At 44.5% G+C, this 24,006-nt stretch carries 21 protein-coding genes; 13 read left to right on the forward strand and 8 right to left on the reverse strand.

The features are described from left to right. The first annotated feature begins 33 nt into the window (after nucleotides 1-33). From EKQ44_RS07670 to EKQ44_RS07685, 4 genes are all read left to right on the forward strand, one after another. Nucleotides 34-1,311, forward strand: a complete 1,278-nt coding sequence (locus EKQ44_RS07670) for an ABC transporter substrate-binding protein (protein ID WP_237662965.1) — start codon at nucleotides 34-36, stop codon at nucleotides 1,309-1,311. A 369-nt stretch (nucleotides 1,312-1,680) separates the two neighbouring features. Beyond that, complete coding sequence (locus EKQ44_RS07675) at nucleotides 1,681-3,474, forward strand: sensor histidine kinase (protein ID WP_237662966.1); 1,794 nt, start codon at nucleotides 1,681-1,683, stop codon at nucleotides 3,472-3,474. Beyond that, nucleotides 3,455-4,213 carry a response regulator transcription factor gene (locus EKQ44_RS07680; protein ID WP_237662967.1) on the forward strand — a complete coding sequence of 253 codons (759 nt, stop codon included), beginning with the start codon at nucleotides 3,455-3,457 and terminating at the stop codon, nucleotides 4,211-4,213. The genes EKQ44_RS07675 and EKQ44_RS07680 overlap by 20 nt, the downstream gene beginning before the upstream one ends. Nucleotides 4,214-4,250: 37 nt before the next feature. After that, complete coding sequence (locus EKQ44_RS07685) at nucleotides 4,251-5,288, forward strand: Gfo/Idh/MocA family protein (protein ID WP_237662968.1); 1,038 nt, start codon at nucleotides 4,251-4,253, stop codon at nucleotides 5,286-5,288. Nucleotides 5,289-5,405: 117 nt separating this feature from the next. Here the strand turns inward: EKQ44_RS07685 and EKQ44_RS07690 are convergent, their stop codons facing one another. Then, complete coding sequence (locus EKQ44_RS07690) at nucleotides 5,406-6,767, reverse strand: general stress protein (RefSeq protein WP_237662969.1); 1,362 nt, start codon at nucleotides 6,765-6,767, stop codon at nucleotides 5,406-5,408. 446 nt (nucleotides 6,768-7,213) lie between these two features. On the opposite strand from EKQ44_RS07690, the gene EKQ44_RS07695 reads away from it, so the two are divergent. Next, the gene (locus EKQ44_RS07695) at nucleotides 7,214-8,287 is read left to right on the forward strand and encodes a bifunctional glycosyltransferase family 2/GtrA family protein (RefSeq protein ID WP_237662970.1); all 1,074 of its coding nucleotides are present in this window, start codon (nucleotides 7,214-7,216) and stop codon (nucleotides 8,285-8,287) included. A 326-nt stretch (nucleotides 8,288-8,613) separates the two neighbouring features. On the opposite strand, the gene EKQ44_RS07700 is transcribed toward EKQ44_RS07695, so the two are convergent. Continuing rightward, the gene (locus tag EKQ44_RS07700) at nucleotides 8,614-9,138 is read right to left on the reverse strand and encodes a hypothetical protein (protein WP_237662971.1); all 525 of its coding nucleotides are present in this window, start codon (nucleotides 9,136-9,138) and stop codon (nucleotides 8,614-8,616) included. Nucleotides 9,139-9,281: 143 nt separating this feature from the next. After that, on the reverse strand, nucleotides 9,282-9,707 hold the full coding sequence (locus EKQ44_RS07705; protein WP_237662972.1) for a hypothetical protein: 426 nt from the start codon (nucleotides 9,705-9,707) through the stop codon (nucleotides 9,282-9,284). 224 nt (nucleotides 9,708-9,931) lie between these two features. On the opposite strand from EKQ44_RS07705, the gene EKQ44_RS07710 reads away from it, so the two are divergent. The 4 genes from EKQ44_RS07710 (at nucleotide 9,932) to EKQ44_RS07725 (ending at nucleotide 13,136) form a co-directional block, all read left to right on the forward strand. Further along, on the forward strand, nucleotides 9,932-10,078 hold the full coding sequence (locus EKQ44_RS07710; RefSeq protein WP_237662973.1) for a hypothetical protein: 147 nt from the start codon (nucleotides 9,932-9,934) through the stop codon (nucleotides 10,076-10,078). A 184-nt stretch (nucleotides 10,079-10,262) separates the two neighbouring features. Further along, complete coding sequence (locus tag EKQ44_RS07715; RefSeq protein WP_237662974.1) at nucleotides 10,263-11,318, forward strand: SEC-C metal-binding domain-containing protein; 1,056 nt, start codon at nucleotides 10,263-10,265, stop codon at nucleotides 11,316-11,318. Nucleotides 11,319-11,508: 190 nt separating this feature from the next. Continuing rightward, the gene (locus EKQ44_RS07720; protein WP_237662975.1) at nucleotides 11,509-12,453 is read left to right on the forward strand and encodes a processed acidic surface protein; all 945 of its coding nucleotides are present in this window, start codon (nucleotides 11,509-11,511) and stop codon (nucleotides 12,451-12,453) included. After that, nucleotides 12,453-13,136 carry a class D sortase gene (locus EKQ44_RS07725; protein ID WP_237662976.1) on the forward strand — a complete coding sequence of 228 codons (684 nt, stop codon included), beginning with the start codon at nucleotides 12,453-12,455 and terminating at the stop codon, nucleotides 13,134-13,136. The genes EKQ44_RS07720 and EKQ44_RS07725 overlap by 1 nt, the downstream gene beginning before the upstream one ends. A 475-nt stretch (nucleotides 13,137-13,611) precedes the next feature. On the opposite strand, the gene EKQ44_RS07730 is transcribed toward EKQ44_RS07725, so the two are convergent. Then, complete coding sequence (locus tag EKQ44_RS07730) at nucleotides 13,612-14,040, reverse strand: YwpF-like family protein (protein WP_237662977.1); 429 nt, start codon at nucleotides 14,038-14,040, stop codon at nucleotides 13,612-13,614. Nucleotides 14,041-14,383: 343 nt separating this feature from the next. Here EKQ44_RS07730 and EKQ44_RS07735 point away from each other — a divergent pair, with 343 nt between their 5' ends. Beyond that, the gene (locus EKQ44_RS07735; protein ID WP_237662978.1) at nucleotides 14,384-14,857 is read left to right on the forward strand and encodes a single-stranded DNA-binding protein; all 474 of its coding nucleotides are present in this window, start codon (nucleotides 14,384-14,386) and stop codon (nucleotides 14,855-14,857) included. A gap of 394 nt (nucleotides 14,858-15,251) precedes the next feature. On the opposite strand, the gene EKQ44_RS07740 is transcribed toward EKQ44_RS07735, so the two are convergent. After that, complete coding sequence (locus tag EKQ44_RS07740) at nucleotides 15,252-15,653, reverse strand: helix-turn-helix domain-containing protein (protein ID WP_237662979.1); 402 nt, start codon at nucleotides 15,651-15,653, stop codon at nucleotides 15,252-15,254. Between the two features lie 230 nt (nucleotides 15,654-15,883). Between EKQ44_RS07740 and EKQ44_RS07745 the strand changes: the two genes are divergently transcribed. Together EKQ44_RS07745 and EKQ44_RS07750 are read left to right on the forward strand one after the other, a co-directional pair. Further along, nucleotides 15,884-16,372 carry a hypothetical protein gene (locus EKQ44_RS07745; RefSeq protein WP_237662980.1) on the forward strand — a complete coding sequence of 163 codons (489 nt, stop codon included), beginning with the start codon at nucleotides 15,884-15,886 and terminating at the stop codon, nucleotides 16,370-16,372. A gap of 122 nt (nucleotides 16,373-16,494) precedes the next feature. Further along, complete coding sequence (locus EKQ44_RS07750) at nucleotides 16,495-17,025, forward strand: VanZ family protein (RefSeq protein ID WP_237662981.1); 531 nt, start codon at nucleotides 16,495-16,497, stop codon at nucleotides 17,023-17,025. Between the two features lie 224 nt (nucleotides 17,026-17,249). On the opposite strand, the gene EKQ44_RS07755 is transcribed toward EKQ44_RS07750, so the two are convergent. The 3 genes from EKQ44_RS07755 to EKQ44_RS07765 all read right to left on the reverse strand — a co-directional run bounded on the left by EKQ44_RS07755 (nucleotide 17,250) and on the right by EKQ44_RS07765 (nucleotide 22,657). After that, entirely contained in the window at nucleotides 17,250-20,063 is a 2,814-nt protein-coding gene (locus tag EKQ44_RS07755; protein WP_237662982.1) for a DEAD/DEAH box helicase, read from the reverse strand. Continuing rightward, nucleotides 20,056-21,606, reverse strand: coding sequence for a hypothetical protein (locus EKQ44_RS07760; protein ID WP_237662983.1), 1,551 nt, complete (start codon nucleotides 21,604-21,606; stop codon nucleotides 20,056-20,058). The genes EKQ44_RS07755 and EKQ44_RS07760 overlap by 8 nt, the downstream gene beginning before the upstream one ends. A gap of 508 nt (nucleotides 21,607-22,114) precedes the next feature. Next, on the reverse strand, nucleotides 22,115-22,657 hold the full coding sequence (locus tag EKQ44_RS07765) for a BsuPI-related putative proteinase inhibitor (RefSeq protein WP_237662984.1): 543 nt from the start codon (nucleotides 22,655-22,657) through the stop codon (nucleotides 22,115-22,117). A 223-nt stretch (nucleotides 22,658-22,880) separates the two neighbouring features. On the opposite strand from EKQ44_RS07765, the gene EKQ44_RS07770 reads away from it, so the two are divergent. Then, nucleotides 22,881-23,669: an N-acetylmuramoyl-L-alanine amidase gene (locus EKQ44_RS07770; RefSeq protein WP_237662985.1), complete on the forward strand. Its 789-nt coding sequence runs from the start codon at nucleotides 22,881-22,883 to the stop codon at nucleotides 23,667-23,669. The last annotated feature ends 337 nt before the right edge of the window (nucleotides 23,670-24,006 follow it).

Raw genomic sequence — 24,006 nt, forward strand, 5'->3', positions numbered from 1 at the left:
AATTATTCATTTAAAAACAAGGGGGGCATTTCAATGAAACGCTTAGTACTTCTATTATTATCGTTGTCATTGGTTGTGGGGATTTTTGCAGGATGTTCTAGCGATAATTCTTCCGGCAACAATGGCAATAACTCCGGGGATGGAGACCAAGTAACACTGAACCTTTTCCAATTTAAAGTGGAAATCGCCGATCAATTAGCGGAAATGATCAAAGAATTCGAAGCAGAACATCCAAACATCAAAGTAAAGCTTGAAACAGTTGGTGGTGGTGCCGATTACGGTGCGGCGCTGAAAGCGAAATTCGCATCCGGCGAGCAGCCTGACATCTTCAACAACGGGGGATTCAAAGAGCTTGAGCTTTGGAAAGAGCACTTGGCTGACCTTTCTGAGGAGCCTTGGGTAGAGCATGTACTTCCAATCGGAAAAGTTCCAATGACAGATCCGGAAGACGGCAAGCTTTATGGAATGCCAGTCAACCTTGAAGGATATGGTTTCATCTACAATAAAGATCTTTTTGAAGAAGCAGGAATTACAGAAGCACCAACTAATATCACAGAATTAAAAGCGGCTGCTGAAAAATTGGAAGCAGCAGGCATCACACCTTTCTCCGCTGGATATGGCGAGTGGTGGGTAATCGGTCAACATTTACTTAACATTCCATTTGCACAACAAGACGATCCGGAAGCGTTCATCGCAGGTTTATATGACGGTTCGGAGAAAATCGTTGGAAACAAGCATTTCGAGGATTTCAAAGAGGTTCTTGATGCAGAAATCAACTTTGGGAACGCAAACCCTTTAACAACTGACTACAACACGCAAGTTACTCAATTTGCTAGCGGCAAAACAGCGATGCTTCAACAAGGTAACTGGACAGAAAACATGATCTATGAAATTGATGCGGACATGAACATGGGCTTCTTGCCGATCCCGATCAATGACGATGCAAGTGCTGACAGCCTGCCTGTTGGGGTTCCAAACAACTGGGCAATCAACAAAAACTCTAAAAACATCGAAGAAGCGAAAACATTCCTTAACTGGATGGTTTCCTCTGAAACTGGTCAACGCTTCATCACAGAAGAGTTCGCCTTCATCCCGGCATTCGACAACATCGAGCCTGCTGGCCTTGGTGACCTTGGTCAATCTATCCTTGAGTACTCCACTGCGGAAAAAACGGTTCCTTGGACTTGGTTCATGTGGCCGGACGGAGCAAACAAAGAGTTTGCTGCCACGATCCAGGAGTATGCAGCTGGAAGAATCGATTACGATACCGTTCTTGAGCGCTTCCAAACTACATGGGATAACCTAAAATAAGTACTATTTTCGAAAAGCATGTCTCTTAGCGGGCATGCTTTTCTGCTATAATTATAAAAAAGGTTTTGTTGAACTGCTGTTGACTTAGAGCACCGGGCTTTGCTTTCCTCGGAGCGCCTGGGGAGTCTCTTTATCAACAAACAGCCAGATTCTTCTACTGCAGTTACCCTTAAACATTAAAAAATTCCCCCCTGTTGACTGAAGTGCAAGGTGTGAGACTCCTGCGGGGGGAAACGGTAGCTTGAGACCCCGCAACGAAGTGAGGAGGCTCAAGCACCGTCCCGCGGAAAGCGAACACTTGGAACGCAAGGAAACAGGGAGTTAAAAGGGTATACACAAAAAAATGTAAGCGCTTCGGAGGTGGTTGGGATGTTCAGGAAAAGTATTCGTAATAAGCTAATCGCACTACTATTGATCATCACCATCCTGCCATTCGGAACGTCGATCATCATCACCTACTACCAAACAAAAGAGGCATTCAAAGATCTTGTCGTCCAAGAAAATAGCAATTTGCTCTATCAGGGGAAAATAAATCTCCAAAACTATCTGTCAGAGCTGAACGGACTGACGTTATCCCTCTATAATAATCCTGATTTCATCAATTACATGAGGGCTCCTGAGAAGGATGATAACTATATAACGATAGGGATGGTCCGGAACGTGCTGCAGACTATCCTCTATGCGGAGGATAATATCACGAGGGTTCAGATTTCTTTTGCAGATGATAATAGGGGGATCACTGCATCCAAACGATCGACGGTTGTTTTTTCTGATAGGGTTTCGGATGCGTATGACGCTGCCTATAAGCTTGCACAAATCAGTCCGTTTAACTACCATATCGAAACAGATCAGCTTCAACAGGGACGGAATACCATTTATGTGCACCGGGTGCTCAGGAATGTACCTTCCGATAGGGTGCTCGCTTTTCTTACACTGGAAGTAGGAACGGAAAAGATATTAGAGTTAAGTGAAAATCTTTTTACAAAGGAAACGGAGGAATTTTTCATCCTTTCCCCAACAGGTGATCTAATCTACAGTTCGAATCCCGTGGTGGCTTCCGAGCAGGAGGAACAAGAATGGATCCCCGCCATCATGCAATCCGATGCTGAAAAAGGGACGATGGAGTGGGAGAATGGTGAGTTCCAAGGCGTGATGATGTTTGACCGGACAGAGCTAGCCGTTGGTGGCTGGATTTTGGTCAAGCGTGTTCCGTATTCAACCCTTTATGATAATGCCTTTGTTGTGACGAAGATTAATATCTTGTTTGGCGTCATCGGGTTATGCCTAGTCATCCTGGCCTCCTTGATCGTTTCGTTTAAAATAACTTCCCCGATCCGGGTGCTTTTGCAAAATATCCAACAGGTGAAAGAAGGGAATATGAAGGTTCAGTTTGAATCATTGGGGAATGATGAAATCGGTATTCTAGGATATCGTTTTAAGCAGATGATCGAGCGCATTAATATGCTCATTAATAGAGAGTATAAGCTTGAGATTGAAAACAAGACCAATCAATTGAAGGTGTTGCAATCCCAGTTGAATCCGCATTTTCTCTATAATGCCCTACAATCGATCGGCACACTGGCATTGAAAAACAATGTACCTCAGATCTATACGCTCCTGACGCATCTGTCCAAGATTATGCGTTACGGCATGAACATGGAGGAGGACATGGTCCCTTTGAAAAAGGAGATCAACTACTTGAAAGCTTTTCTTTTGCTGCAAAAGGAGCGATTTGGGGAGCATTTTGAATATGATTTTGATGTGGAAGAAGAAGCACTGAATGTAGAGGTGCCGAAAATGATCCTCCAGCCAGTCATCGAGAACTATTTTAAACATGGATTTGATATCCGGGAGGGCGTCGGGAAGATCGATATTACCGGAAAAGTTAAGGGTGAGTATCTGCATCTGACCATCCGTGACAACGGTGCAGGGGTGAGTGAGGGCAGACTGGCCGAAATTTACAGGGGCTTTTCGGAAGGGAATCCTGGTAGGGATGGAGAAGAAACACATATAGGACTCCGAAATATCTATACTCGTATGCAATTATATTATGATAATTTAGCGGCGCTTCGTTTGGAAAATCATCAGGACGGTGGGTTCATGGTAACACTGAAGCTTCCGCTCGAAGTTGGGGGTGATCGGGATGAAGGCAATCATCATTGATGATGAGAAACATGTGCGGGATGGCCTGCAACTATTGGCCGATTGGAAAGGAAATGGCATCGATAAGGTGTATGAGGCCGGAGATGGGGACGAGGCGATCAGGCTCATCAAAGAGCATCGTCCCGAAATCATCTTCACCGATATGCAGATGCCAAAACGGGATGGCATCAGCTTGTTGAAGTGGATTGCCGAATCGGAACTCACAAGCATTACAATAGTGGTCAGTGGCTATGATGATTACACTTTTATGCGAAATGCCATTACGTATAAAAGCTTCGATTATATTCTGAAGCCGATTGACCCTGACTTATTGAATGAAACATTAGAGCGGGCGGTCAAGAAGTGGAAGGAGGAGGCGCTGGTAAGAAGGTCTTTGGGTAGTGTGGAAACGATTCCTGCTGTTTCTGGGATTGGTGTCCCTTCTAGTATGGAAAAAATAGAGGAATACTTGCGGGCCAATTATCAGCAGGATATCACTCTCCAGGAGATCGCCGACCGCTTCTACTTAAGCAGGGAGCATATTTCGCGTAAATTTAAACAAGAATATCATGAGACCATCACGGATTATGTGACGCGGATCCGGATGGAGAAGGCGAAGGAGCTCTTGGCCAATCCAAGATCTAAAATCTATGAAATTGCCTATCATATTGGCTATCATAATGAAAAATACTTCAGCAAGGTTTTTAAGAAGTTTTATGGGGTCACCCCTAATGAATATAGGACTTCACTAGTAAAGTGATAACCAGACACAGAGAACAGATATGAGGTGCAGATAAATGGAAAAGTTAAGAATGGGAATTATCGGAGTGGGTGGCATTGCGCAGAACCGCCATATCCCGACGTTTTTAAAAATAAGTGACAAAGTGGAGATTGTCGCAATCAGTGATGTGAATGAAGCGACAGCAAAAATAGTAGGAGAAAAATTCGGTATAGCCAAAGTGTATGCACATTATGCCGATATGTTTGGGGATGTGGATGCAGTGACCATCTGCACACCGAACAAGTTTCACGCAGAAATTTCCATCGCGGCGCTTGAAGCTGGTTTGCATGTCTTCTGTGAAAAACCGATGGCCATGCGTCCTGATGAATGTGAAGCGATGATTGCTGCTTCTGAAGCTGCCGGGAAGAAGCTTGCGATTGCATACCATTACCGATTTATGAAGGAATCGGTTGCCGCTAAGCGTCTTGTATTGGAGGATGAGATCGGTCGTCCGATGGTGGCAAGGGCAAAAGGGATGCGTCGTCGCAAGGTTCCTGGATGGGGTGTGTTTACGAATAAGGAGTTGCAGGGCGGCGGTAGCCTGATCGATTATGGTTGCCACTTGTTGGACCTTTCCTTATGGTTGCTAGGAAATCCGAAGCCTGTGGAAGTGATGGGAACAACCTATAATGAGTTGAGCAAAATGCCAGGTCAGGTGAATCAGTGGGGAAGCTTTGATCATGAAACGTTTGAAGTGGACGACCATGTGACGGCATATATCAAGTTTGAGGGTGGAGCGTCGATGCTGTTTGAAACGTCCTGGTCTGCCAATGTGAAGAGTGATGAGGAGAGTGTCAGCATTTCCGGCCTGAGTGGGGGAGTGGACCTATTCCCGTTCCACGTCAATCAGATGAAGCATGGAATGCTCTTAAACACAGAAGCCGATTGGGTGCCGGGCGAAGATGACCCAAGCCTGCCGCAAGCCCTAAATTTCGTAAACAGCTGCCTAGGATTGGAAGAACTGGTGGTCAAGCCTGAAGAGGCCATGCAAACCTCGTTGATCATCGATGCCATCTACCGCAGCAGCGAAACAGGGAAGAGTGTAAGCTTGTAGTGGAAGTGGGGGGTTCGACGTCGAGGGGGAAAATCCTTTAGGGGTCTGACCCCTTTTTTAACTTTTTTCAAAAAAAAAGCACCAGCCCCCGGCTGGTGCCCTTTCTCTATTATTCTATTATTTCCGAAACAGGTCATCGTCCTCTGAGTCAAAGAGTCCGGCTCGTCTTGTTTCCATTCGCTCTTTTTTACGGGAGGAAAATGGCTCTGGGGTTTCCTCTTCAAAAACAGAAGTCTCATTCTCGTAATTGGAAGGTGTCTCTGAATAGATGTCGGCGTCTTCATCTGCCAATACGCCTTCTTCATACTCGGTTGTGTAGAGATCCTCTTGGCTCTCTGTCACAAGCGTTCCTTCCTCATCCAGGCCAGGCTCCGTTCCCATTTTGTCGCGTTCTATCTCGTTCAACGTATCCTCAAAAAGTATGGGACCGTTATCCTCAGTCGACACTTCTTCTTCTTCTTGCTCTAGTGCAGATGTTGGTCTTACTCCTTCATCAGATTGGAATAATGGCTTTTCCCTTTCGGTTGTGGTGGCATCCCCTGGTACCTCTTCGACATGCAATGGCCCGTCTGCGATGACATTTCTATCGTATACCTCTTCTTCATATGGCTTTTCCATTGGGAATGGTTGGCCATGCTCATAAAGTAGTGCCTTGTCCACATCTTCCTCTGTTTTGTTTTCCGCATATCGCTTTCCATTATTTGACTTTCGGAAGGTGGTATCCGCTCGCATTTCTCCTCGATCCATTGTAGGAGATTCATTGGTGACACTTGCCTGGTCATGCAGGGAAATTACTTCCTCCCGAGCGAAATCCTTTTCCACTTTTTCATCCACAACCGGCTCCTCCGTTAGCAATTGCTCATCAAGTGGAACACTGCCATCAATATTGGCATCCGGCATAGGTCTGTTGATGGAGCTACCAGGTGTATTCCCGGAAGTATGGTTGGAGGTGCCGGCCACATTCTCTCCTCCATCTCTCTGGATGTGGTTCTCGGAAGTGCTCTTCCTAGCCCCCACTTGCTTATCATCTTCCTCTATCATCAATGCCGGGTCCTCGCTCACACTATAGCGATTCACTCGGCTCTCGGTTGTATCTGACCCGCTGGTTGCTACCGGGGTAGCGAGAATCAGCATTTTCCCGACCTTCACATCAAATTCATAGCGGTAGGCTTCTTCTTTATCGATTCCAAGCTCCATCAGGGTAGCAGCGACGCTTTTGGATTCAGGTTTCAGCAGGCTGCCCGGAGAAACAACGGAACTGGTGGCACTTGTGCTAGCGTAATCGGTTTCCTCTGTGCCAGGACGACCTGAAACACCGCTGATTGGTTCTTCTCCCAATTGCTCCAACACGCCGCGTCGGTCGCGGATGATCCAAATTTCCTCAGGGTGGTAGCCTTCATCTTTTAACCAATTCACTTTATTCATTGCTTCTTCTTCCATTAGGTAAGATCCTACAATTTCCATGCGTTGCTCAGTCATGCTACTTCCTCCTCAAGGGTTGCGTTTATTTTATATGGGCATATTCCGTATTCTGCATCGTTATCCTTCTCGTCTATGAACGAAAATAGCTTAATGGTTATATACCCGGTACCCGGAAAAAGGTAAACCAACCTAGAAAAATATTCTAAAATGGCAACCTTTTATGTTAGGGATTCGTCTATTTAGGGAAAATAATGACAAATGCTTACTGCGAAAGTTCTGTGAACCATTTATTAGATAACAGCTTCTACATAGTGAAAGGCTATTTTCGTAGACTTTGTAATTTTACGTTCTGTCGTACTCTCTTCCTTGCACTATTGAATTTATTACTTGTTTTAAGTTTGTAAGCAGTAAAAAGTTCAATAGTTGACTTTTTACATTGACTATAAACAATTTTTTGGGAAAAGAGCGTAGTATAAAAATCCATCGTTATTGGAGGTATCATAATGGTAAGTAACAGTGATGTCACCGTTCTAATCCCGGCCTATAATCCTGATGAAAAGCTGACGACACTTATAGAAGAGATCATCAAGGAAGGCTTTCAGCAGATCTTAGTCGTGAACGATGGGAGCAAAGCCGATTGTCAGTCCATCTTTTCGAAAATAAAAGAGAGGGAAGAATGCATTTTATTAGAGCATGACGTCAATAGGGGAAAGGGGCAGGCGCTGAAGACAGCTTTCACTTATTTTCTAGAGGAGTGTCCGGGTTCGGTGGGGGTGGTGACGTTGGATGCGGACGGTCAGCATGCGGTGGAGGATATGAAGAGGGTGGCAAATAAGCTTACCGAACGACCGAGAAATCTTGTCCTAGGTGTTCGTGATTTTTCTGGAGAGGACATTCCGTTTCGTAGCAAGTTTGGAAATGTTTTAACAAAGAATATTGCCCGGCTTGCCTGTGGGGTTAAGATTTCTGATACACAAACAGGGCTACGAGGGATTCCAGCTCATTTTATAAAAAAATTGCTTGGTGTTACCGGGCAGCGTTACGAATTTGAGATGAATATGCTAATGGAATGCAAATCAAATCAAATCGAAATCGAAGAAGTGAAAATCCGTACAATCTATCTCGAGGAAAACAAGTCATCTCATTTCAAACCCATTAGGGATTCTGTACGGATCTATACCGTCTTTTTAAAATTCATCTTATCTTCCGTGCTATCATTTGGAGTGGATATCCTGCTTTTCGCCCTCTTCATCATGATGTTGAACGGAATATTTGTAGAATCCTACATCCTTCTTGCAACGATTGTCTCTAGGGTGCTGTCCTCGTTGTTCAACTATACCCTTAATCGAAAAGTGGTGTTCCAGTCTCACAGTTCTCATGCTCTGATAAAGTATTTTTCTTTGAGTGTGGCACAAATGCTTGCTTCGGCTGGGGGTGTCTACATTTTCTTCGAGTTGATAGGCTTTGGCGAGGTTGGGATAAAGGTAGTTGTCGACGGCCTTCTTTTCCTAGTCAGTTATGTTATACAACGAGAGTGGGTCTTCAAAAAGAAATACGCCTATCGGGCCGAACAGTAAACTCCCCAAAATAAAATCCCCATCTACTAATGGATGGGGGTTTTATTTTACTTATATAGCTATTTCAAAAGTTAATCCGAAATACGATGGCTGAACCCTATGGGAATCCTAATTTTCCGTTTACGGTTAATCAAACGTTTGTTTAAAAAAAGCTATATTAATCAAAATGAAATTTTGGAAATCCTTATTTTTCTATGGATTTCGACATCTCGTCATAAATGTTACCAACATAGCTTTCTCAAAAGTTAATCCAGAATGCAACAGCTGAAACCCATGTGAAATCTAACTCTTCACATTCAATTGATCAATCGTTTGTTCAAAAATTACTATTCTGGGTTTGGAGTCTTACGGGGTGGAAAAGCAATGGCTGTTAACGATCGATCCTGTACCTCGACACTGGCGATATGCTGTTCAGGCAAGGTAATGTGGTTAACTTCAATGGCATAGGTGTGGGTTCCCGGTAGAGGGACTATATCTGTCCATGTGATTTTCGTTGTGTTGATGATCGTTTTTTCGCTTTCTTTTTTTCCTATCTGGTTGATCATGGCAAAGCTTTCACTTGTCAGGGGAGTCGTCCCCCGCAATAATGAAAACTCCACGATAAAGCTGTAATACGGATCATTTTCCGTCAAGATGAAGGCCTCCAGCATCGCATCCAATTTTACGGGTTCATTTGGTTGGTATGTTGTTACCTCTAGTTCAATGGCCTGTGTCGGCGTATCAGCAGGAATAGCCATCATTTCATCCGACTGGTTAAAATAGTAACGCGGTTCCACCTGCTTTGGCTGAATATTGCAATTACATGGCACCCGGCACCCGCAGCTCTTCCTCCATTCAAAATATAATGACATAGTATAAATGCCTCCTTTAGACATACTATCCACTCCATAACATATGCTTGTCATGGTTGTTTGGCGAGGGTAGGAGCCTTGAAAAGGAAAATAAAAAAGCCTGTAAACACATGTTTCACGAGTTTACAGGCACAAATCTTTAGTTATTCATACAATTCCCTATATACAATCGCCTTCAAGGCCAGCAATTCCTCATCTGTCAGCTTATCCTCAAATGTCTGGATCATCTCCATGGCTTCCTGTTCCGTCATGCCGTTGGAAACCTTCGATTGGATTTGCTGCATCTCTTGGAAGCTTAGCTTGCTCATGACCATTCTTGTCGCTTCTTCTCTTGTTTGAATTGGCAATTCTTCCAAATTTGCCTGTGAACCCTCTGCGATATAATTCTTCAGTGCCGGGGAGTTGTCCACATATTCCCTTGCCATTGCAAGGTCGTTGTTATTCATAATATCATTTTCCACATACTCAACAGCCTGATCTTCGATGTATTTATTAATAATATAATAGCCTGCAAAACCAAGTCCACCAATTACAAGAGCAGTGATGAACATTCCTTTGATTACTTTCATTTAGAACACCTACTTTCTCTTTTTACTATATAAAATTGGGAGGAGGAAAAGCAAATTTTAAAAACATGTTTATGATTATGGGGAAAAGGCTATAGAATATAAAACAAATATCGACGTGAATTTTATACTATTAGAAAAATTTTCAAAATAATCTTGTCTTTTTTCGAGAAAGTAGTAGAATTGTAGTATATTTTGTAATTAATTAGGCGGTGAAATTCAGAGAAATGAATGACTATAAAGTTATTGATAATAAAGATGAAATCATAAAAGTCCTTCAGTATGCGTATCAACAAGGAACAGAACGGGAGAATATCTCTATGATGGAGCTTGTAGATGAAATGAGAGAAAAGCTGCAAACGCTTATAAAATAAATTGATAGATTGAAAGATGACACTTCTGAATTTAATGCTCAGAGGTGTTTTTTTATTGCCGTTGGCTAATATACCCAGCCCCTGGTTTCTCCATGAAGTGGAGAAGTATGTTAGAATTAAACTCGTTGTCTGTAATTTAGAAGGACGAACAACTACGAAAATACAAAAAGTGTAAGGTGATAGAATGATTGGAAGAAATGAACCATGCCTATGCGGCAGTGGCAAGAAATATAAGAAATGCTGTGAAAAGAAGCAGGATGGCCTTGAAAAAGTATTGGAGTCGGAACTGATGGGTTTGCAAGTCGATATCATGCGATTTGCATATGAGAAATTTGCTGGAGAGCTTGAGAGTGTAAGCACCAAATACCTACATGAATTTTCAATGGATGAGATGAAGGAAGAAGCTTTTAATGAGCTTCTCCATCTCTGGTATATGTTCACGGTCAAACACGATAACGGCCGCACGATTGTGGAAGAGTTTGTTGATGTTAATGCAGGGAAGTTCTCACGTTCCCAGGTGAAAGAATGGGCTGAGAGCTGGCAGGACGCTTATCCTTCCATTTACAAGGTGGCAAATCTTCGTGGAGATGTTTACACCATGGAAGACTTTTTCACCAAAGAAAAAGTGAAGGTCACATATATTGGTAGAGAGGACAGCTTAAGCAAAAACGAGCTGGTCATCGGGATGTTTGTTTCATATCAGCAGGCGAAAGTTGTATTCATGTCGACATTTGAACGTGGCGTGTTGGAGACAATCCGTCTGGAAGAAAAAATGCAGGACGCACTTAGCGACATTGCTGTAAACGAGACCTATATTCGAGAAAACTTCCCAGACCTTGCAGGGCGCATGGTTGAATTTGAGTTGAGTGAAGAGGATGTGCAGGAGCTTCCTGTCCAGGATGAGGCGCAGGAACGCGTATTGGAGCTGTTTGCTGAGGCGGCGAAAAAACGCGGATATCCGGAAAGGTTCTTGGAATTTGCCAACATGCTGTGGTCCATCTATTGCATGAAGGAAAGTCCGATGATCCGCAATGAACAGAACTACGCAGCAGCCATGATTTACTTTTTGGATACCCATTTTATGAAAGAGCAAATGGAAACCCAAAAGGCGCTTGCCGAGGAGTTTGGAGGATCACCCGGAAGTGTATCATCCACCTTCCGTAAGCTGGATGAGGTATTACAGCCTGTTCTTCAGACATTTGAAGAGGATATTGAAGCTGCACTGGAAGGCGCTTCTTAAAAAAGTTCAATGGCATCTGGTCTCTACCGTTTATTTTGGCGGCGGTAGAGGCTGGGTGTTTTTTTGTTGGAAAAGATTGGGGTAATCATCATTTAGGTTGCTCTATCCTCTTCACACTTGTGTTGTATAATTTTTCCGTTTTGGCGCATCCTACTAAAAAAATGTAGCGAGAATAGGGAGGCATGATGGTATGCAACGGATTTTATTGTTTGCTTGTGCATGGATGGTGGGGCTGACATTATTTCTTGGACCCGTCGCTGTTGCTGCGGCACCGAAAGTGGAGGAAGTGGATTCGTATTTGAAGGAAATTGGTTGGACGAGAAAGGACTTGGACAACTATTTGAAATTTTATGAGGTAAGTCTAGAGGATTTTAAAGATATCAATCACCTTCGCGATGAGTTAGGGACCCCGATTAACGAGGAAAATCTTTTGATTATGCTAGAAACATACGATTTGACGAAAGAAGAGTTGGAAGTGCTGTTATCCCGATTTGGTGAAAAAGTACAGGATTACACGTTCATTGAAGATTTAGAGCTTGCTGTGGACTTTTACATGACACACGAGGAGGAAGTGGCGCGCGCAGAGGATTTTCTTGTTTCCATGGGATTTGAAGCGGAGGAAGCAAGGTCCATTTTTCACCATATCCTAAGTCTGCCTAAAGACGTGCTGGCACAAGAGTTGGAGCGACTGGAGGGGATGCTGGAAGAGGAGCCTAATTCTGTAGATAAGGTGTTTTCCCTTTGGACAGAAATGATGAGTGTATTCCAGGTGGATGCGGACCTGCATGTAGAGGACGGCGAACGGGTGCAAGTGACAGAGGAAACCTTGATGCAACCAGGTTGGCTGGAGGGAAAGGATGTCCACCTGGATTTATATAATGGGGAAGGCAGCCTGCTTGCTTCTGCGGTGATGGATGAGCAGATTGTATCCCCATCCTATGTGAAGTCCACGGGAACTGAGCTTGTCCACCTAGGTCAGGTTGGGGTAAAGATGAGCGACGAGCTTTATCATAATAGAATGCCTGATACGGCTACCCTGTATGGTTTAGGAATGTTGGCTGGGCTATGTATGTTAGTCGCGGCAGGTGTGTTGGTGAGATGGAGTGGCATGGGCTTGGCACGCAGAGGTAACTGATGGATGGTGGAGCTGGTGGTTTTTCCGGAATGTTATTGCATGTGCTTCGGATAGTTGGAATAGTGTTGTTTGTCGTGGGGGCTGCTTTGTTAGTTGGAAGCGGCCTTTTGTATTGGGAGGGGTTTTCGGCTGTTGATGAGAGGAAGGATATTGTTGAGGAGTTTTCGTCGTCGGGGTTGGAATTGGAGGAATTGCGTTTGGGCGAGTCTCGGGTTACGGGGGAGGGGGAACGTGGTGAATCTGTAGAGGTAGAGGCAAAAGTAGTGGCCGGTGAAGAAATCGGCGAAGTTTATTTTCCTGTTTTGGAAGTTGGAATGCCGGTATTCCATGGTGTGTCTGAGGATGAGCTGGTAAAGGGAGTTGGCCATGTACCAGGAAGCCGGTTACCTGGAGAAGGGGGGAATATTGTACTTTCAGGTCACAGGGACACCGTATTTCGTAGGCTTGGGGAGCTTAAAGTCGGTGATAAGGTTGTAGTAGGATTTGATGGTGGGGAGTATATCTATAAAGTTGCCAGGACCAGGGTGGTAGACAAAGAGGATACTTCCGTGGTGGTCCCGAAACCGCGGGAGGTGTTGACGATCACGACATGTTATCCATTTCGATTCATTGGAAGTGCGCCTGAACGTTATGTGGTGGAGGCGGAGTTTTTGGGAAGGAGGTGGGAACAGGAAGTTCGTTAGGTTAGGTTAGCTTAGGCTGGTGAGAGGGGACTGGTGGTTATGCGAGTGAGTGAGTGGATTGCTAGTAGAAATATCGGAGATTTTCCCTAAATAGAGAGGGAAATCACTAATTTCCATTGTTCAAAATGTGTTCGGACATATTTTAATGCGGTTTGGACATTTGAACCCACTTTTTAAGCTAACTTTGGACAAAGATTTCGCTCATTGAGACAATAACAAGGTGGGGTTCGGACATTTGAAAATTTGGTTCGGACACTTTCACCAAAACTTCGGTCAACTTCTCGAAATCTTCGGACATTTGCCCTAGAGGGCTACCTGTATCATGGATATAACCCTTAAATTAACCGATGAATTTAGCGCATTAACGCACAGAGGGTCAGACCCCTTTTAGCGCATTAACGCAAAGAGGGTCAGACCCCTTTTAACACATTAACGCGCAGCAGGTCTGCCCCCCCCCTCTTATTCACGTCTATTTCTACTTACTCTTCTCCAACACAGGCTTTTCTTTGACTTTTGCCTTGAAGGCTTGGACGAGTTCTTCGCCTGCGTAGCCTTCGAGGACGAGGCGCTCGAGCAGTTTTTCGTGGTAGTTGGTGTTTTTGCGGAAGAGTTCGCCTTCAAAAAGGATGCTCATTTTGTTCTCCATCACAGCCACTTGGCGAACGACAGCTTCAAAGGAAGCGGGGTCATTTGTCGGTTTTGAGATGGTGGCTTGAATGTGAAGCATCTCTTCGGTATCACGGAACTTTTCATATTTTTCCGGCTCGCTCTTTGGAAGCAATGCCTCGATCAGCCAGTTTTCTTTGCCGTACTCTCTATTGATAATCAAACCGTCTTGTAAATCCAGCTGTTCAACGTCTTCACCATGTACGAGGGATAATGCTACTAGTTTGAACGTTTTCATGATTTTCCTCCAACGGGTCATTTTTTGGCTTAGTCGCAGTGGCAAACTCACGTTTAAGGCACTGGAGAAACCAATAACATGTACCAATATTTTGTCTTATTATAACATAAGCGCAACGAAAGATACCTTCTCAAAAAGAAAGCTCAAAAAAATATCCCATTTCTTCTAATATCATAATTCGACATGCACGTGGCGAATCAAAATCGTATTTTCCTCTAGGACAAAAACATGTTTTTACACAAAAAACACCAATCAAAATTCTAAAATCCTCATTTTACCAGATTTCCAAGAGCAGTTATGATAACGAAGCAGCACGAAAATTGTAGAAAAAGGAGGGAAGAAAGTGATAAATGAAGTAGTGCTCATAGGCAGAATGGTGAAAGACCCGGATCTGCGGTATACAAAGGATGGAATCCCTGTTGCCAGCTTTCGTTTGGCTGTCAATCGCACCTTTAAAAATCACGAAGGGGTGATTGAGGCGGATTTTGTTTCCTGCACTGCATGGAGAAATCTTGCGAAGACAACAGCTGATTATTGTCGGAAAGGTGCCTTGGTGGCTGTTACCGGAAGGATTCAGACAAGTAGGTTTGAAGGGAAGGATGGCACCACCGTCTTTGTGACAGATATTGTGGTCGACAATGTGCGATTTCTGGAAAAGAAGCGAGAGGAAAAACAGGAGGTCCCTGCGGCTTCCCATGGAACAGTTCCCCCGCCGCCACCGCCAAACCCTGACAAAGCCCCGTACACCCAAGCCCAAGGACAAAGGGACAGTGGAACCACCACGGGAATGGAACCAGGTTCAGGTCCCACAGGGTAATCAGAACGTTTCCCATCAAACACAGGAGTCCCAAGTATCCTCCCATACACAGGATCATCCGGATTTCATGGGAAGGCAGCCTGAAAAAGTCGAAGCTTAATTTTCTGCGCCATTAAAGTCGTCCATATTTATGTATCAAGTGATTTTTAACCTATTACCAATAAAGCAAAGGGCTCCCCTCCCATTTTTGCTTTGGCCTTTCATGTAAAAGGCAACTTGCGGAAACAAGCTGCCTTTCTTTTTTTGCTTATCAGCATGAAGCAGAGGATAAGCCCTCCAGGTTCCTCTAGAGAGAAGAATTGCCTCTATGTATCTCCATTTCATGGTGCCAGCCTTTGAGGGGTTGGCTTTTTTCGGATATATTGGTTAGCTTGTGGGGGGCATAGACCCACCCTCATTTATTCACATAGATACCCATCATTTCTTCCATCACTTTTCGATCTGTTATGTTTTGCTTGGTATGCTTATGTAGTATTTCTTTGAACTTTTGGTGCTGTTTCAAGTAGTCGACAATTTGCATGAGTTCTTCGTCTGACTGGTTGATCTGATAGAGTCGGTTGAATTCTTTTACATAATGGTCTTGTTCATAATGGTTGCCTACCAGGTAATCGATGGACACCTTAAATAGTTTGCTAAGCTCGATGAGGGTTTCTAATGGGGGCACTTCCTTTTCCGTTTCCCACTTACTGATGGTGGCGTGTACCCTGTTCAGGCGATCGGCAAGGTCTTGCTGGGACCAGTTTTTCTGATTGCGAAGGTATTTGATGTTTCTGGCTAAAAAGGACGTGTTCATCATATCTCCTTCCTCTTTTCCGCATTTCTTTTAACGTAATAGATAAGAGAAGGAGTGACTGTTCTTATGTAGAACAATGATCGTTAATGTTCCTATATGGAAAGTGTCGAATTTTGCAAATTAAGGAGAATAATTGAGTATAGGAAAGAATACCTAGAAAAACACAACAAAACATTAAATTACCTATATTTTCTATAAAAAGTAAATTTATCTATACTTAGGAGGAGTGAATTATGCAAGAGGGAGTGATGAATGTGGCAGATTTCAAGTTGACGACAGTTAGCTTTCATCCTGGGCCAGGTGACAGTTCGGCTGATGGGCAAAAGTACTTTATTTATATAAAAGAACCATCGGAAGACTATTCTGCATCAAGGGCTTCTTTTTTTGAAGCATTGGAGATCAGTAAGGAAGAATTATCTTTCAAAGAGAATCTGCGCTGCATTTCCACGTCCGGCAACCAGGCCGTTGAACTGCACTTCCGCTCTTATGCGGATAAAAGGATCATTTCGGTCACCATCAATCTCCCAAGTTACCAGCTTGATATCTCCTCCTATGCGTGGTACCGGCATCGAAAAGCATTCCTCAAGGTCGATTATCCAGAACAAGTGGGCATTGATGTGATAGAAGAGCTATTGCAACGTATTTTTGTGAAACATAAAGGGAAAACCGCCTATCTTACCATGAGGGAATCGAAACCTGGTGTGACAAGTAAGAGAATTTAATCATACGTGTATAAGGGATGCCTAGTTGGGACACACCGTAATTAAGTAGAATCTTTTTCTTAAAAGGCATCGAAAAGAGAGCCTCATAAAAAAGATCTAACACATTACCGGTGGTGGCTCCTATGAAAAATAAGAGAATCCTATACTATTTGTTCTTGGCCTTTGGCTGGACCGTCATATTGTTTTATTTGTCTTCTATGTCCTACGCGGAGCAGGATATCAGGCCATACTTGCGGATGCTTGTAGCAGAAGAACACATCGCTCAAGTATTTTCCGACGTCGAAATTACGTACAGGGATAACACGGTGAGTGTAGACAATATGGGAGGCTACCAGTTTGTGGAGTTTCTCTTCCGAAAAGGAGCCCATCTGTTTTTTTATAGTATCCTTGGTTATTTGCTTGTCCGTTATTTTGCAAGTTCTTTAGGGAGGAAGTATTTGAGGGTCTGTTTGTTTAGTCTATCAATCCTTCTAACCATTTCGATGCTTGACGAGTATTTGCAGCACCTGCACCCTGAACGAAGCGGACAGTGGGCGGATGTTTGGTTGAATGGTATGGGTGGGGTAAAGGGGATCATCACCGGTTTCCTCTCCACCTATATAAAAAAGAACCGTAAAGCCGAAACAAAAAAGAGCGCAGATCCATCTATGTAGATGGGAGCTGCGCTTTTTTTTGGTAATGAAGACAATCCCAACGCCAAAATGGGAGTGAGATTGTCATTATCGACCTTTAAGACAATCCCAACACCGAAATGCGAGTGAGATTGCCATTATCAGCCTTATGAAGACAATCCCAACGCAAAAATACGAGTGAGATTGTCATTATCTCCAACATTACTATGACTTCGCTTTACGTCGATACTATCCACGAAGCATCATCACCGCAACGTCAACAAATCTCTCAATTCCTCATTATCAAGCTCCGTTATCCAGCCTTCACTCGTGATGATCTGGTTATTCAGCGCTTGCTTGGATTCGATCATGGCATCAATTTTCTCTTCCAGCGTCCCGGTGGCGATGAATTTATGCACATGCACAAACCGGTCCTGGCCGATCCTGTAGGCCCTGTCCGTTGCTTGGTTCTCAACAGCCGGGTTCCACCAGCGATCATAATGGATGACATGGTTGGCCGCTGTCAGGTTCAATCCGGTTCCCCCTGCTTTCAAGGAAAGCACCAACACATTGAATTCCCCGGCCTGGAAGTCTTGGATGAGTTGGTCACGGTCTTTTTTGACCACACTACCATTCAGGAATCTTCCCTTTTCCCCTAAACTAGAATCCAGAGCCTCGATGATCATATTCCCCATCGAGATGTATTGGGTGAAAATAAGGCAGCTTTCTCCGCGCAAACGGATCTGCTCCACTAATTCCACGAGCTTTTCCATTTTACTGGAGCGCATCAACAGATTCTCCGGGGCCTCTTCTTTTAAATAAAGGGCAGGATGATCGCATACCTGCTTCAGCTGTCCGAGCATTTTTAAAACAAGGCCGCGGCGCTGGATGCCACCGAGTTCTTCTACCTTATCCAATGTCTCTTTTACGAGCTGTTCATAAATGGACGCTTGTTCAATGGTCAGCGGGCAATATTCCTTCTGCTCCTGTTTGGCAGGAAGGTTAAGGGCTACCTGTTCGTCTTGCTTGGTCCGGCGCAACAGGAATGGCTGAATCAGCATCTGAAGCTGCTGAATTTTCTTTTTATCCTGATCCTTTTCAATCGCCAATACAAACTGCTTATGAAAGGAGCCAAGGGAACCCAGATAACCTGGATTGATAAAGTCAAAAATTGCCCATAGCTCCGACAGGCGGTTTTCCATCGGTGTTCCCGTCAACGCGATATGGTGCCCGCCACTCAGGTTCCGTACTGCCTGAGACTGTTTCGTATCTGCATTTTTAATATTCTGCGCTTCATCCAGACAGATGGTGCGCCAGCCGACACTCGCCAGCTCCTCTTCATCAAGATGGGAGATGGCATAGGAGGTCAACACGACATCAAACCCGAGTACTGCCTCGCGGAAAATGGATCCTTTCCCGCGATTGGGTCCGTAATGTAGCATCACATCCAGGCTAGGAGCGAACTTTTCCAGCTCCTTTTGCCAGTTGCCAAGGACGGAGGTCGGGCATATGATCAGCACGGGCGGTCCCTCGGGTTCCTTTTCCTTGCAGGAGAGGAAGTAGGCGATAAGCTGAATCGTTTTCCCAAGCCCCATGTCATCTGCTAGGCATGCACCAAAACCATGCTCCTTTAAAAAGGACAGCCAAGCTGCACCATGTTCCTGATAGGGTCTAAGCTCCCCTTTAAATGTCTCTGGCACGTCAAAAGGTGGGATGTCCTTGCCCTGATATAGCTGTTCAATCAGGCGCTCTGCTGATCCGGTAAGTTCGTAGGAGATATCCTGGACGGAATAGCTTGAATTTGACTCTGAATCATCCGGAATCTCGCCACCCATGCCGGCTGCATTGCTTTTCAACAGATCTTCCATACGGATCCCGTTTTCTTCCGCATGCTTCATCATTCTTTTGATCTCTTCAATAAATCCGGGATCCAATACTACCCACTCGCCTTTAATCTGTACGAGACGACGGTTCTCTTCTACTAGTGCGAGAAACTCCTCTTCAGACAACTCGGTGTTACGGGTAGAAAAGCGCCATTCAAAATTGACAAGCGATTGAAGTCCAACGAAGGACTGGGAATGGCCGCCGCCTTTTTTGGAGCCGTTCACCCGGGCTTTCACCTTGATGCGGGAATCCTTGATTGCCTGCCACCATGGAGGCAGATGGATGAAGCTGCCGATTGCAAGCAGCTTTTCACTTCCGTCCACAAGGAAGCGCCAGGCGTCTTCTTCCGTCAGATAGCTTCTGATCTGGCCGTTTGAAAAGAGGGAAGGGGTGAGTTGTTGCCATTTTTTAAATCCGCGGTTCACTTCTTTTTTATATTTTTTATAGGAAGATGGAAGGGAATCCTCCTCCCACACATATAGTTCCTCTGTTTTTTTATCCTTCAAAAGGGTTTCAAGCTTCCAGTCCTGCTCGCCTTTTTCGGGCTCCAATAAACGGAGTCCAAGCTTGAAGGGGGTGGAATCTTTTGTCCATCCAATATCCCGGAGCCAGTCCTCTTCGTCAAGATACTGCACCAGTCTGCCTTCTGCCGCAAGTTTACGTGGATCTCCAGCATAGTTCATCCAATAGGTTTGCAGGTTTTCTTCCTCTTTCCGGTCCAGCCAATCCTTCATGATGGCATCGATCCATTCCTCCATTTTTTCCTTATAGGAGGGGAGAAGAGGATTCTGCTCAATAAGCTCCCGTCCCTCGTCAGTTAAGGAGAAAGCAAGCTTTCCTGTCTGCCAGGCAGCAAAGTCCGGTTGAAACGCTCTTTGGTTCAGTACATCCGAAACAGCAGGGGCAATCAGGCGATATTGCTCAGACTGATCGCACCATTCCAGCTCTAAAAAGGAATTCTCCGTGTTGTTTGCAAAAAGTTCCAATGCATCACCGGGATTTAAAAATACCCCAGCCACCCCCTCATGTGTGGACTCCTGAAAAAAGGAACCAAAAAAAGAACCTTCATGCCAGGTGAACAGGAGTGGAATGAATCTTGATGGCGGAAGGACAGAAGATCTGAGTTTTACATAAAGAAAAAATTGATTCTGTTCTTCGATGTAGCTTGAATTGGCATATAAAGCCTCATTAATCATAACTGAATCTTCCTTTTTTTAATTCTTCTTGGAAGGAGCGGAGTCGCTTGGTTCCTTCTTTTAACTGCTGCAAATATTGAAGCCAGACATCCTCGAGTTTTTCTTTTTTATAGAGGCTATGTAAAGCTTTTAAAAGGGAGGTGGCCTCTTTATAGGCAGTCTTGTTTCGTTGCTCCAACGCCTTATGTATTGCCACATGATACAGCGGGAAAAGGGCATAAGGGTCGGCCTTCTTGATCTCTTTTAGCTTGAATGCCTCCAGGCCGCTTAGTTCAAAGCCCATCCACAGCTGGAGCTCCACCCATTTGCGATAGCTTTTCGTTTCAAATAGGTACCATTCATATTCCCCGTAGCTATATGGCATGAGCGTGCGTAAGGCTTCTTTATATAATCGGTCATGTTTTGTTTCCATGGCGTAGTCAGTCAGCATTTTTAACAGATGTCTAGTCAGTTGCCTTTTCCGCTCATAGGTAGCTTCTGAGTGTATATAATCCGTCACGATGGGAAGGGACAAAGAAAGCCAGCTTTCGAGTCTGTCCTTCGCTTTGGCGCTAACAAGAGCCTGTAGCCAGTGAAAGACATATGGGGCATACTGGTTGCCGTTTTTACGAACAAGCTTTAGCGCTTCTTCATCCTTTTTCTGTAAAAAGAGCAAGTGGGTTTTCGCCAGTTCCGCTTGCAGGGATGCATCCCCTTCTAACTCTTTTAACTCGGATGCCATCCAGTTACGGCGCTGAAACACATCATTCCATGTGAACTGATAGATATAAAACATTTCCCTTATAAAAGGTTCTTCTTGCTGCAATAGCTTTTCGCGGATCAACTGTCTGCTTTCCTTCAGCAAGGAGTCCAGTTGAAAGGCAATCGCACTGTGAAAAAGTCCTTTTGCTTCCTCTTCGACAATGTCCACGAATCGGTGCAGGATATCTGCTATGTATTGATATGGCTGAGTATTATCATAACTCTTGATCACTTGCTCCATGCAATAGATGGAAGCGTGCAACAAAAACAACGGACGGATCTCCGCCTTTTTTGGCGCTTGTAAACGCAGTTTTGGAAAAAATGCGTGAGTAAGCCCGGTCAGGTAGGTCCTTTTTGTCGGGATGGAGCTTCTAAATTCTTCATGTTGATCGTTCACAAATTCCAGCCAGCTAGAAAGGGAATCCTCTTCAAAGCCCGTTACCTTCTTTTTAGCTGTGGCAGATAGGACGGGGACAGCATTTCCGGCTGTTTCAGATTTCCAGCTATCTATAAGGGAAGCAATGGTATGATGTTCTGACCAAATGGCTAAAAAGGTGGCTATCTGGTGGGAGCAAAGGGTAGAGGCACCGCATGAGCATCTGCTGAGGTCACCGATTTCGGTATCAAGCAGTACGTGCTTTTGTCCGTTGTCCTGCACTTTGCCGATCATGCTTGTGCCTTCCTCGTAGGCGTTGATGACATTACCTTGGCGGAAGAGTTTTAAGCCTTCTTTTAGGTTGTGCCTGTTGGTTTCTTCCGTGAGCGGATATGTATCTATCAGCCATGTTGTGAACTGCTCCATTTTATGTCACCTTCCATTTGCTTGTAAGTTGATTCTATTACTCCTGTATCCTTTGTTTCAGGCGCTCGCTTTCCGCGGGGCGGTCCTGAAGACTCCTCACTTCGTTAAAAGGCCACTGAAAAAGTAAATCATCTTAATGATCTGTTTCATACCGCTATTGATTTCCGCAACGGCTTCCTTTCCACGGGGCGACCTTGAGCCTCCTCGGGCAACGCCCTGCGGGGTCTCAAGATTGTCGCTATCCCCCGTAGGAGTCTTCGCCTATTGCTCCAATCAACAGCTAGAAATTATTAAAAAGGTAAGTTATTGGATTTTTCGGTGGTCTTTTTCATTGCGGGGTCTTCCCTGTCCTTTCCAGGGGACATACATTAAGCGCCACGTCCTATTTCTCATCCTACCAAAAAACGAAAAGGTCTACTTCGACTCGTAGACCTTTGGCAGTAAAAACTTCTTATTCTATTATAGATACTTTACGGTGGAGTTACAACCTTATGACAGGTTGCAGAAATCATTCAATGGTGAATGTTTCTTTTGCTGAAGCGTGGAGATTGGAGCCGGTGAAGATAAATTCAATGGTGTATTCTCCAGCAGCTAGATCACCTGTTACGTCATCATAGGATACTGGGTATTCCAGCTTTTCACCTGGTGCCAGAATGACTTCTTTCATAGCCTGGGTGTACATCATTCCCTCTGACAGCTTTTTAACGACTGCCCCTGATTCATCCATCACAACATAATCGTATTCCTGGCCGGATGAAAAAGTGATTTCCGCATCCTTTTCCTGGTTGTTCGTGACAGTGAATAGGAAGTCCTGATCTTTACGCTCAATTTGTCCGTTGAGCTCACCGTCTTTATTTTCCTCTAATTTCATTTTCTCTTTCAGCTCATCTTTTGACTTGTCCGAGTCACCATTTTCCCCTTCCCCCTCATATGGAACCTCGCTGCCTGTAGAGGTGTTGTTTTCGATTGGTACCTCCTGGGTGGAATTCCCTCTTGTTCCGCATGCAGCAAGCATCATGGAAACTGTCAGTAAAAGTATTATTTTATACATATCTACGCCTCCATTTTTATCATTAGTACTAAGGAAATGCATCATTCCGGGGCTTTTTTACACTCTATATATACCATACCCCTCTTTGTAACGTTAGACGTTAAATTATATAAAAGGTTACAAGAGGACGAACTGGTCAAATGCCTCTTTTTGTAAATGTTTTACATTTAGGACATACGATGATAGTACAAATGGTCTAAATTTGTAGAAAGAGGTGGGATTGATGAGAATAGTGCTAGATGCAGGGCATGGGTACAGCACCCCTGGAAAACGCACACCCGATGGAATGAGGGAATATGAGTTCAATAGGGTAGTTGCACAGTATGCAAGGGAAGAACTGCTCCGCTACTTGGATACCGAAATATTGTTCACCCATTCAGATGAAAGGGATGTCCCGCTACAGGAACGTACAGACCGGGCGAACAACTGGCGCGCACAAGCATTCGTTTCCATCCACGCAAATGCCTTCGGGAATGGAGGCTGGAATACGGTACAAGGCATTGAAACATATACGCCGATAGCTAGTTCCCCCGACTCCGACCGTCTTGCTGGCATGGTGCATCGCAGGCTCATCCAGGCTACAGGAAGAAGGGACAGGGGGATAAAGTCCGAAAACTTCCATGTTCTGCGCGAAACCGATATGGCCTCCATATTATGCGAGTGTGGCTTTATGACACACTTCCAGGAAGCACAATTGCTTAAAACAGACAGCTATCGCAGAACCTGTGCGGTCGCTATTGCAGAGGGACTGGTGGAGTATTTCAACTTGCAATTGAAGCCAACACCGCCAACGACAACAAGATTATATAAAGTGCAGGTAGGGGCATTCCAGGCCAAGGAAAATGCAGACAATCTTGCAGCAGAATTAAATCAAAAAGGCTTCAACACATTTGTGTTCAATGAGCAAAATTTATATAAAGTGCAGGCAGGAGCTTTTTTACAGAAAGAAAATGCTGAAAGCTTGGCGACAACCCTCAGGTCACAAAACTATACAACATTTATAAGCATATGATAACTGACCCCTGCAAAGGGGTTTCAAACCGTAGACAAACCCTAATTATCATTATATTTGCATTTAACAATAGATCTTCGTTCCAGGCGCTTCGCTTTCCTGCGGGCGGTCCGGAAGCCTCCTCGGGCTACGCCCTGCGGGGTCTTCCCTGTCCCTTCCTCCCGCGGGAGTCTTCGCGCCTTCCACTACGATCAACTTGAAAATTGCTATGAAATTTACTTTGTCTACAAGCTGTGACCCCTTTAAAGGGGTTTTTATTTGTTTTCGACATTTTTTCTCCAAAATAAAGAAAAAAACAGGGAAAATGTACTTATTTATCGAATGAATAGGGGAGACA

Source organism: Sutcliffiella horikoshii (assembly GCF_021991925.1).
Taxonomy (GTDB): Bacteria; Bacillota; Bacilli; order Bacillales; family Bacillaceae_I; genus Sutcliffiella_A; species Sutcliffiella_A horikoshii_F.

Excerpts from the sequence above, each read along its gene's own strand:
- EKQ44_RS07765 (WP_237662984.1), bottom strand. The coding sequence starts at position 22,657 with ATGTATAAAATAATACTTTTACTGACAGTTTCCATGATGCTTGCTGCA.
- EKQ44_RS07745 (WP_237662980.1), top strand. The coding sequence starts at position 15,884 with ATGCAAGAGGGAGTGATGAATGTGGCAGATTTCAAGTTGACGACAGTT.
- EKQ44_RS07705 (WP_237662972.1), bottom strand. The coding sequence starts at position 9,707 with ATGAAAGTAATCAAAGGAATGTTCATCACTGCTCTTGTAATTGGTGGA.
- EKQ44_RS07690 (WP_237662969.1), bottom strand. The coding sequence starts at position 6,767 with ATGACTGAGCAACGCATGGAAATTGTAGGATCTTACCTAATGGAAGAA.
- EKQ44_RS07750 (WP_237662981.1), top strand. The coding sequence starts at position 16,495 with ATGAAAAATAAGAGAATCCTATACTATTTGTTCTTGGCCTTTGGCTGG.
- EKQ44_RS07770 (WP_237662985.1), top strand. The coding sequence starts at position 22,881 with ATGAGAATAGTGCTAGATGCAGGGCATGGGTACAGCACCCCTGGAAAA.
- EKQ44_RS07715 (WP_237662974.1), top strand. The coding sequence starts at position 10,263 with ATGATTGGAAGAAATGAACCATGCCTATGCGGCAGTGGCAAGAAATAT.
- EKQ44_RS07680 (WP_237662967.1), top strand. The coding sequence starts at position 3,455 with ATGAAGGCAATCATCATTGATGATGAGAAACATGTGCGGGATGGCCTG.
- EKQ44_RS07730 (WP_237662977.1), bottom strand. The coding sequence starts at position 14,040 with ATGAAAACGTTCAAACTAGTAGCATTATCCCTCGTACATGGTGAAGAC.
- EKQ44_RS07755 (WP_237662982.1), bottom strand. The coding sequence starts at position 20,063 with ATGATTAATGAGGCTTTATATGCCAATTCAAGCTACATCGAAGAACAG.
- EKQ44_RS07710 (WP_237662973.1), top strand. The coding sequence starts at position 9,932 with ATGAATGACTATAAAGTTATTGATAATAAAGATGAAATCATAAAAGTC.
- EKQ44_RS07675 (WP_237662966.1), top strand. The coding sequence starts at position 1,681 with ATGTTCAGGAAAAGTATTCGTAATAAGCTAATCGCACTACTATTGATC.
- EKQ44_RS07740 (WP_237662979.1), bottom strand. The coding sequence starts at position 15,653 with ATGATGAACACGTCCTTTTTAGCCAGAAACATCAAATACCTTCGCAAT.
- EKQ44_RS07760 (WP_237662983.1), bottom strand. The coding sequence starts at position 21,606 with ATGGAGCAGTTCACAACATGGCTGATAGATACATATCCGCTCACGGAA.
- EKQ44_RS07720 (WP_237662975.1), top strand. The coding sequence starts at position 11,509 with ATGCAACGGATTTTATTGTTTGCTTGTGCATGGATGGTGGGGCTGACA.
- EKQ44_RS07685 (WP_237662968.1), top strand. The coding sequence starts at position 4,251 with ATGGAAAAGTTAAGAATGGGAATTATCGGAGTGGGTGGCATTGCGCAG.
- EKQ44_RS07725 (WP_237662976.1), top strand. The coding sequence starts at position 12,453 with ATGGATGGTGGAGCTGGTGGTTTTTCCGGAATGTTATTGCATGTGCTT.
- EKQ44_RS07670 (WP_237662965.1), top strand. The coding sequence starts at position 34 with ATGAAACGCTTAGTACTTCTATTATTATCGTTGTCATTGGTTGTGGGG.
- EKQ44_RS07695 (WP_237662970.1), top strand. The coding sequence starts at position 7,214 with ATGGTAAGTAACAGTGATGTCACCGTTCTAATCCCGGCCTATAATCCT.
- EKQ44_RS07700 (WP_237662971.1), bottom strand. The coding sequence starts at position 9,138 with ATGTCATTATATTTTGAATGGAGGAAGAGCTGCGGGTGCCGGGTGCCA.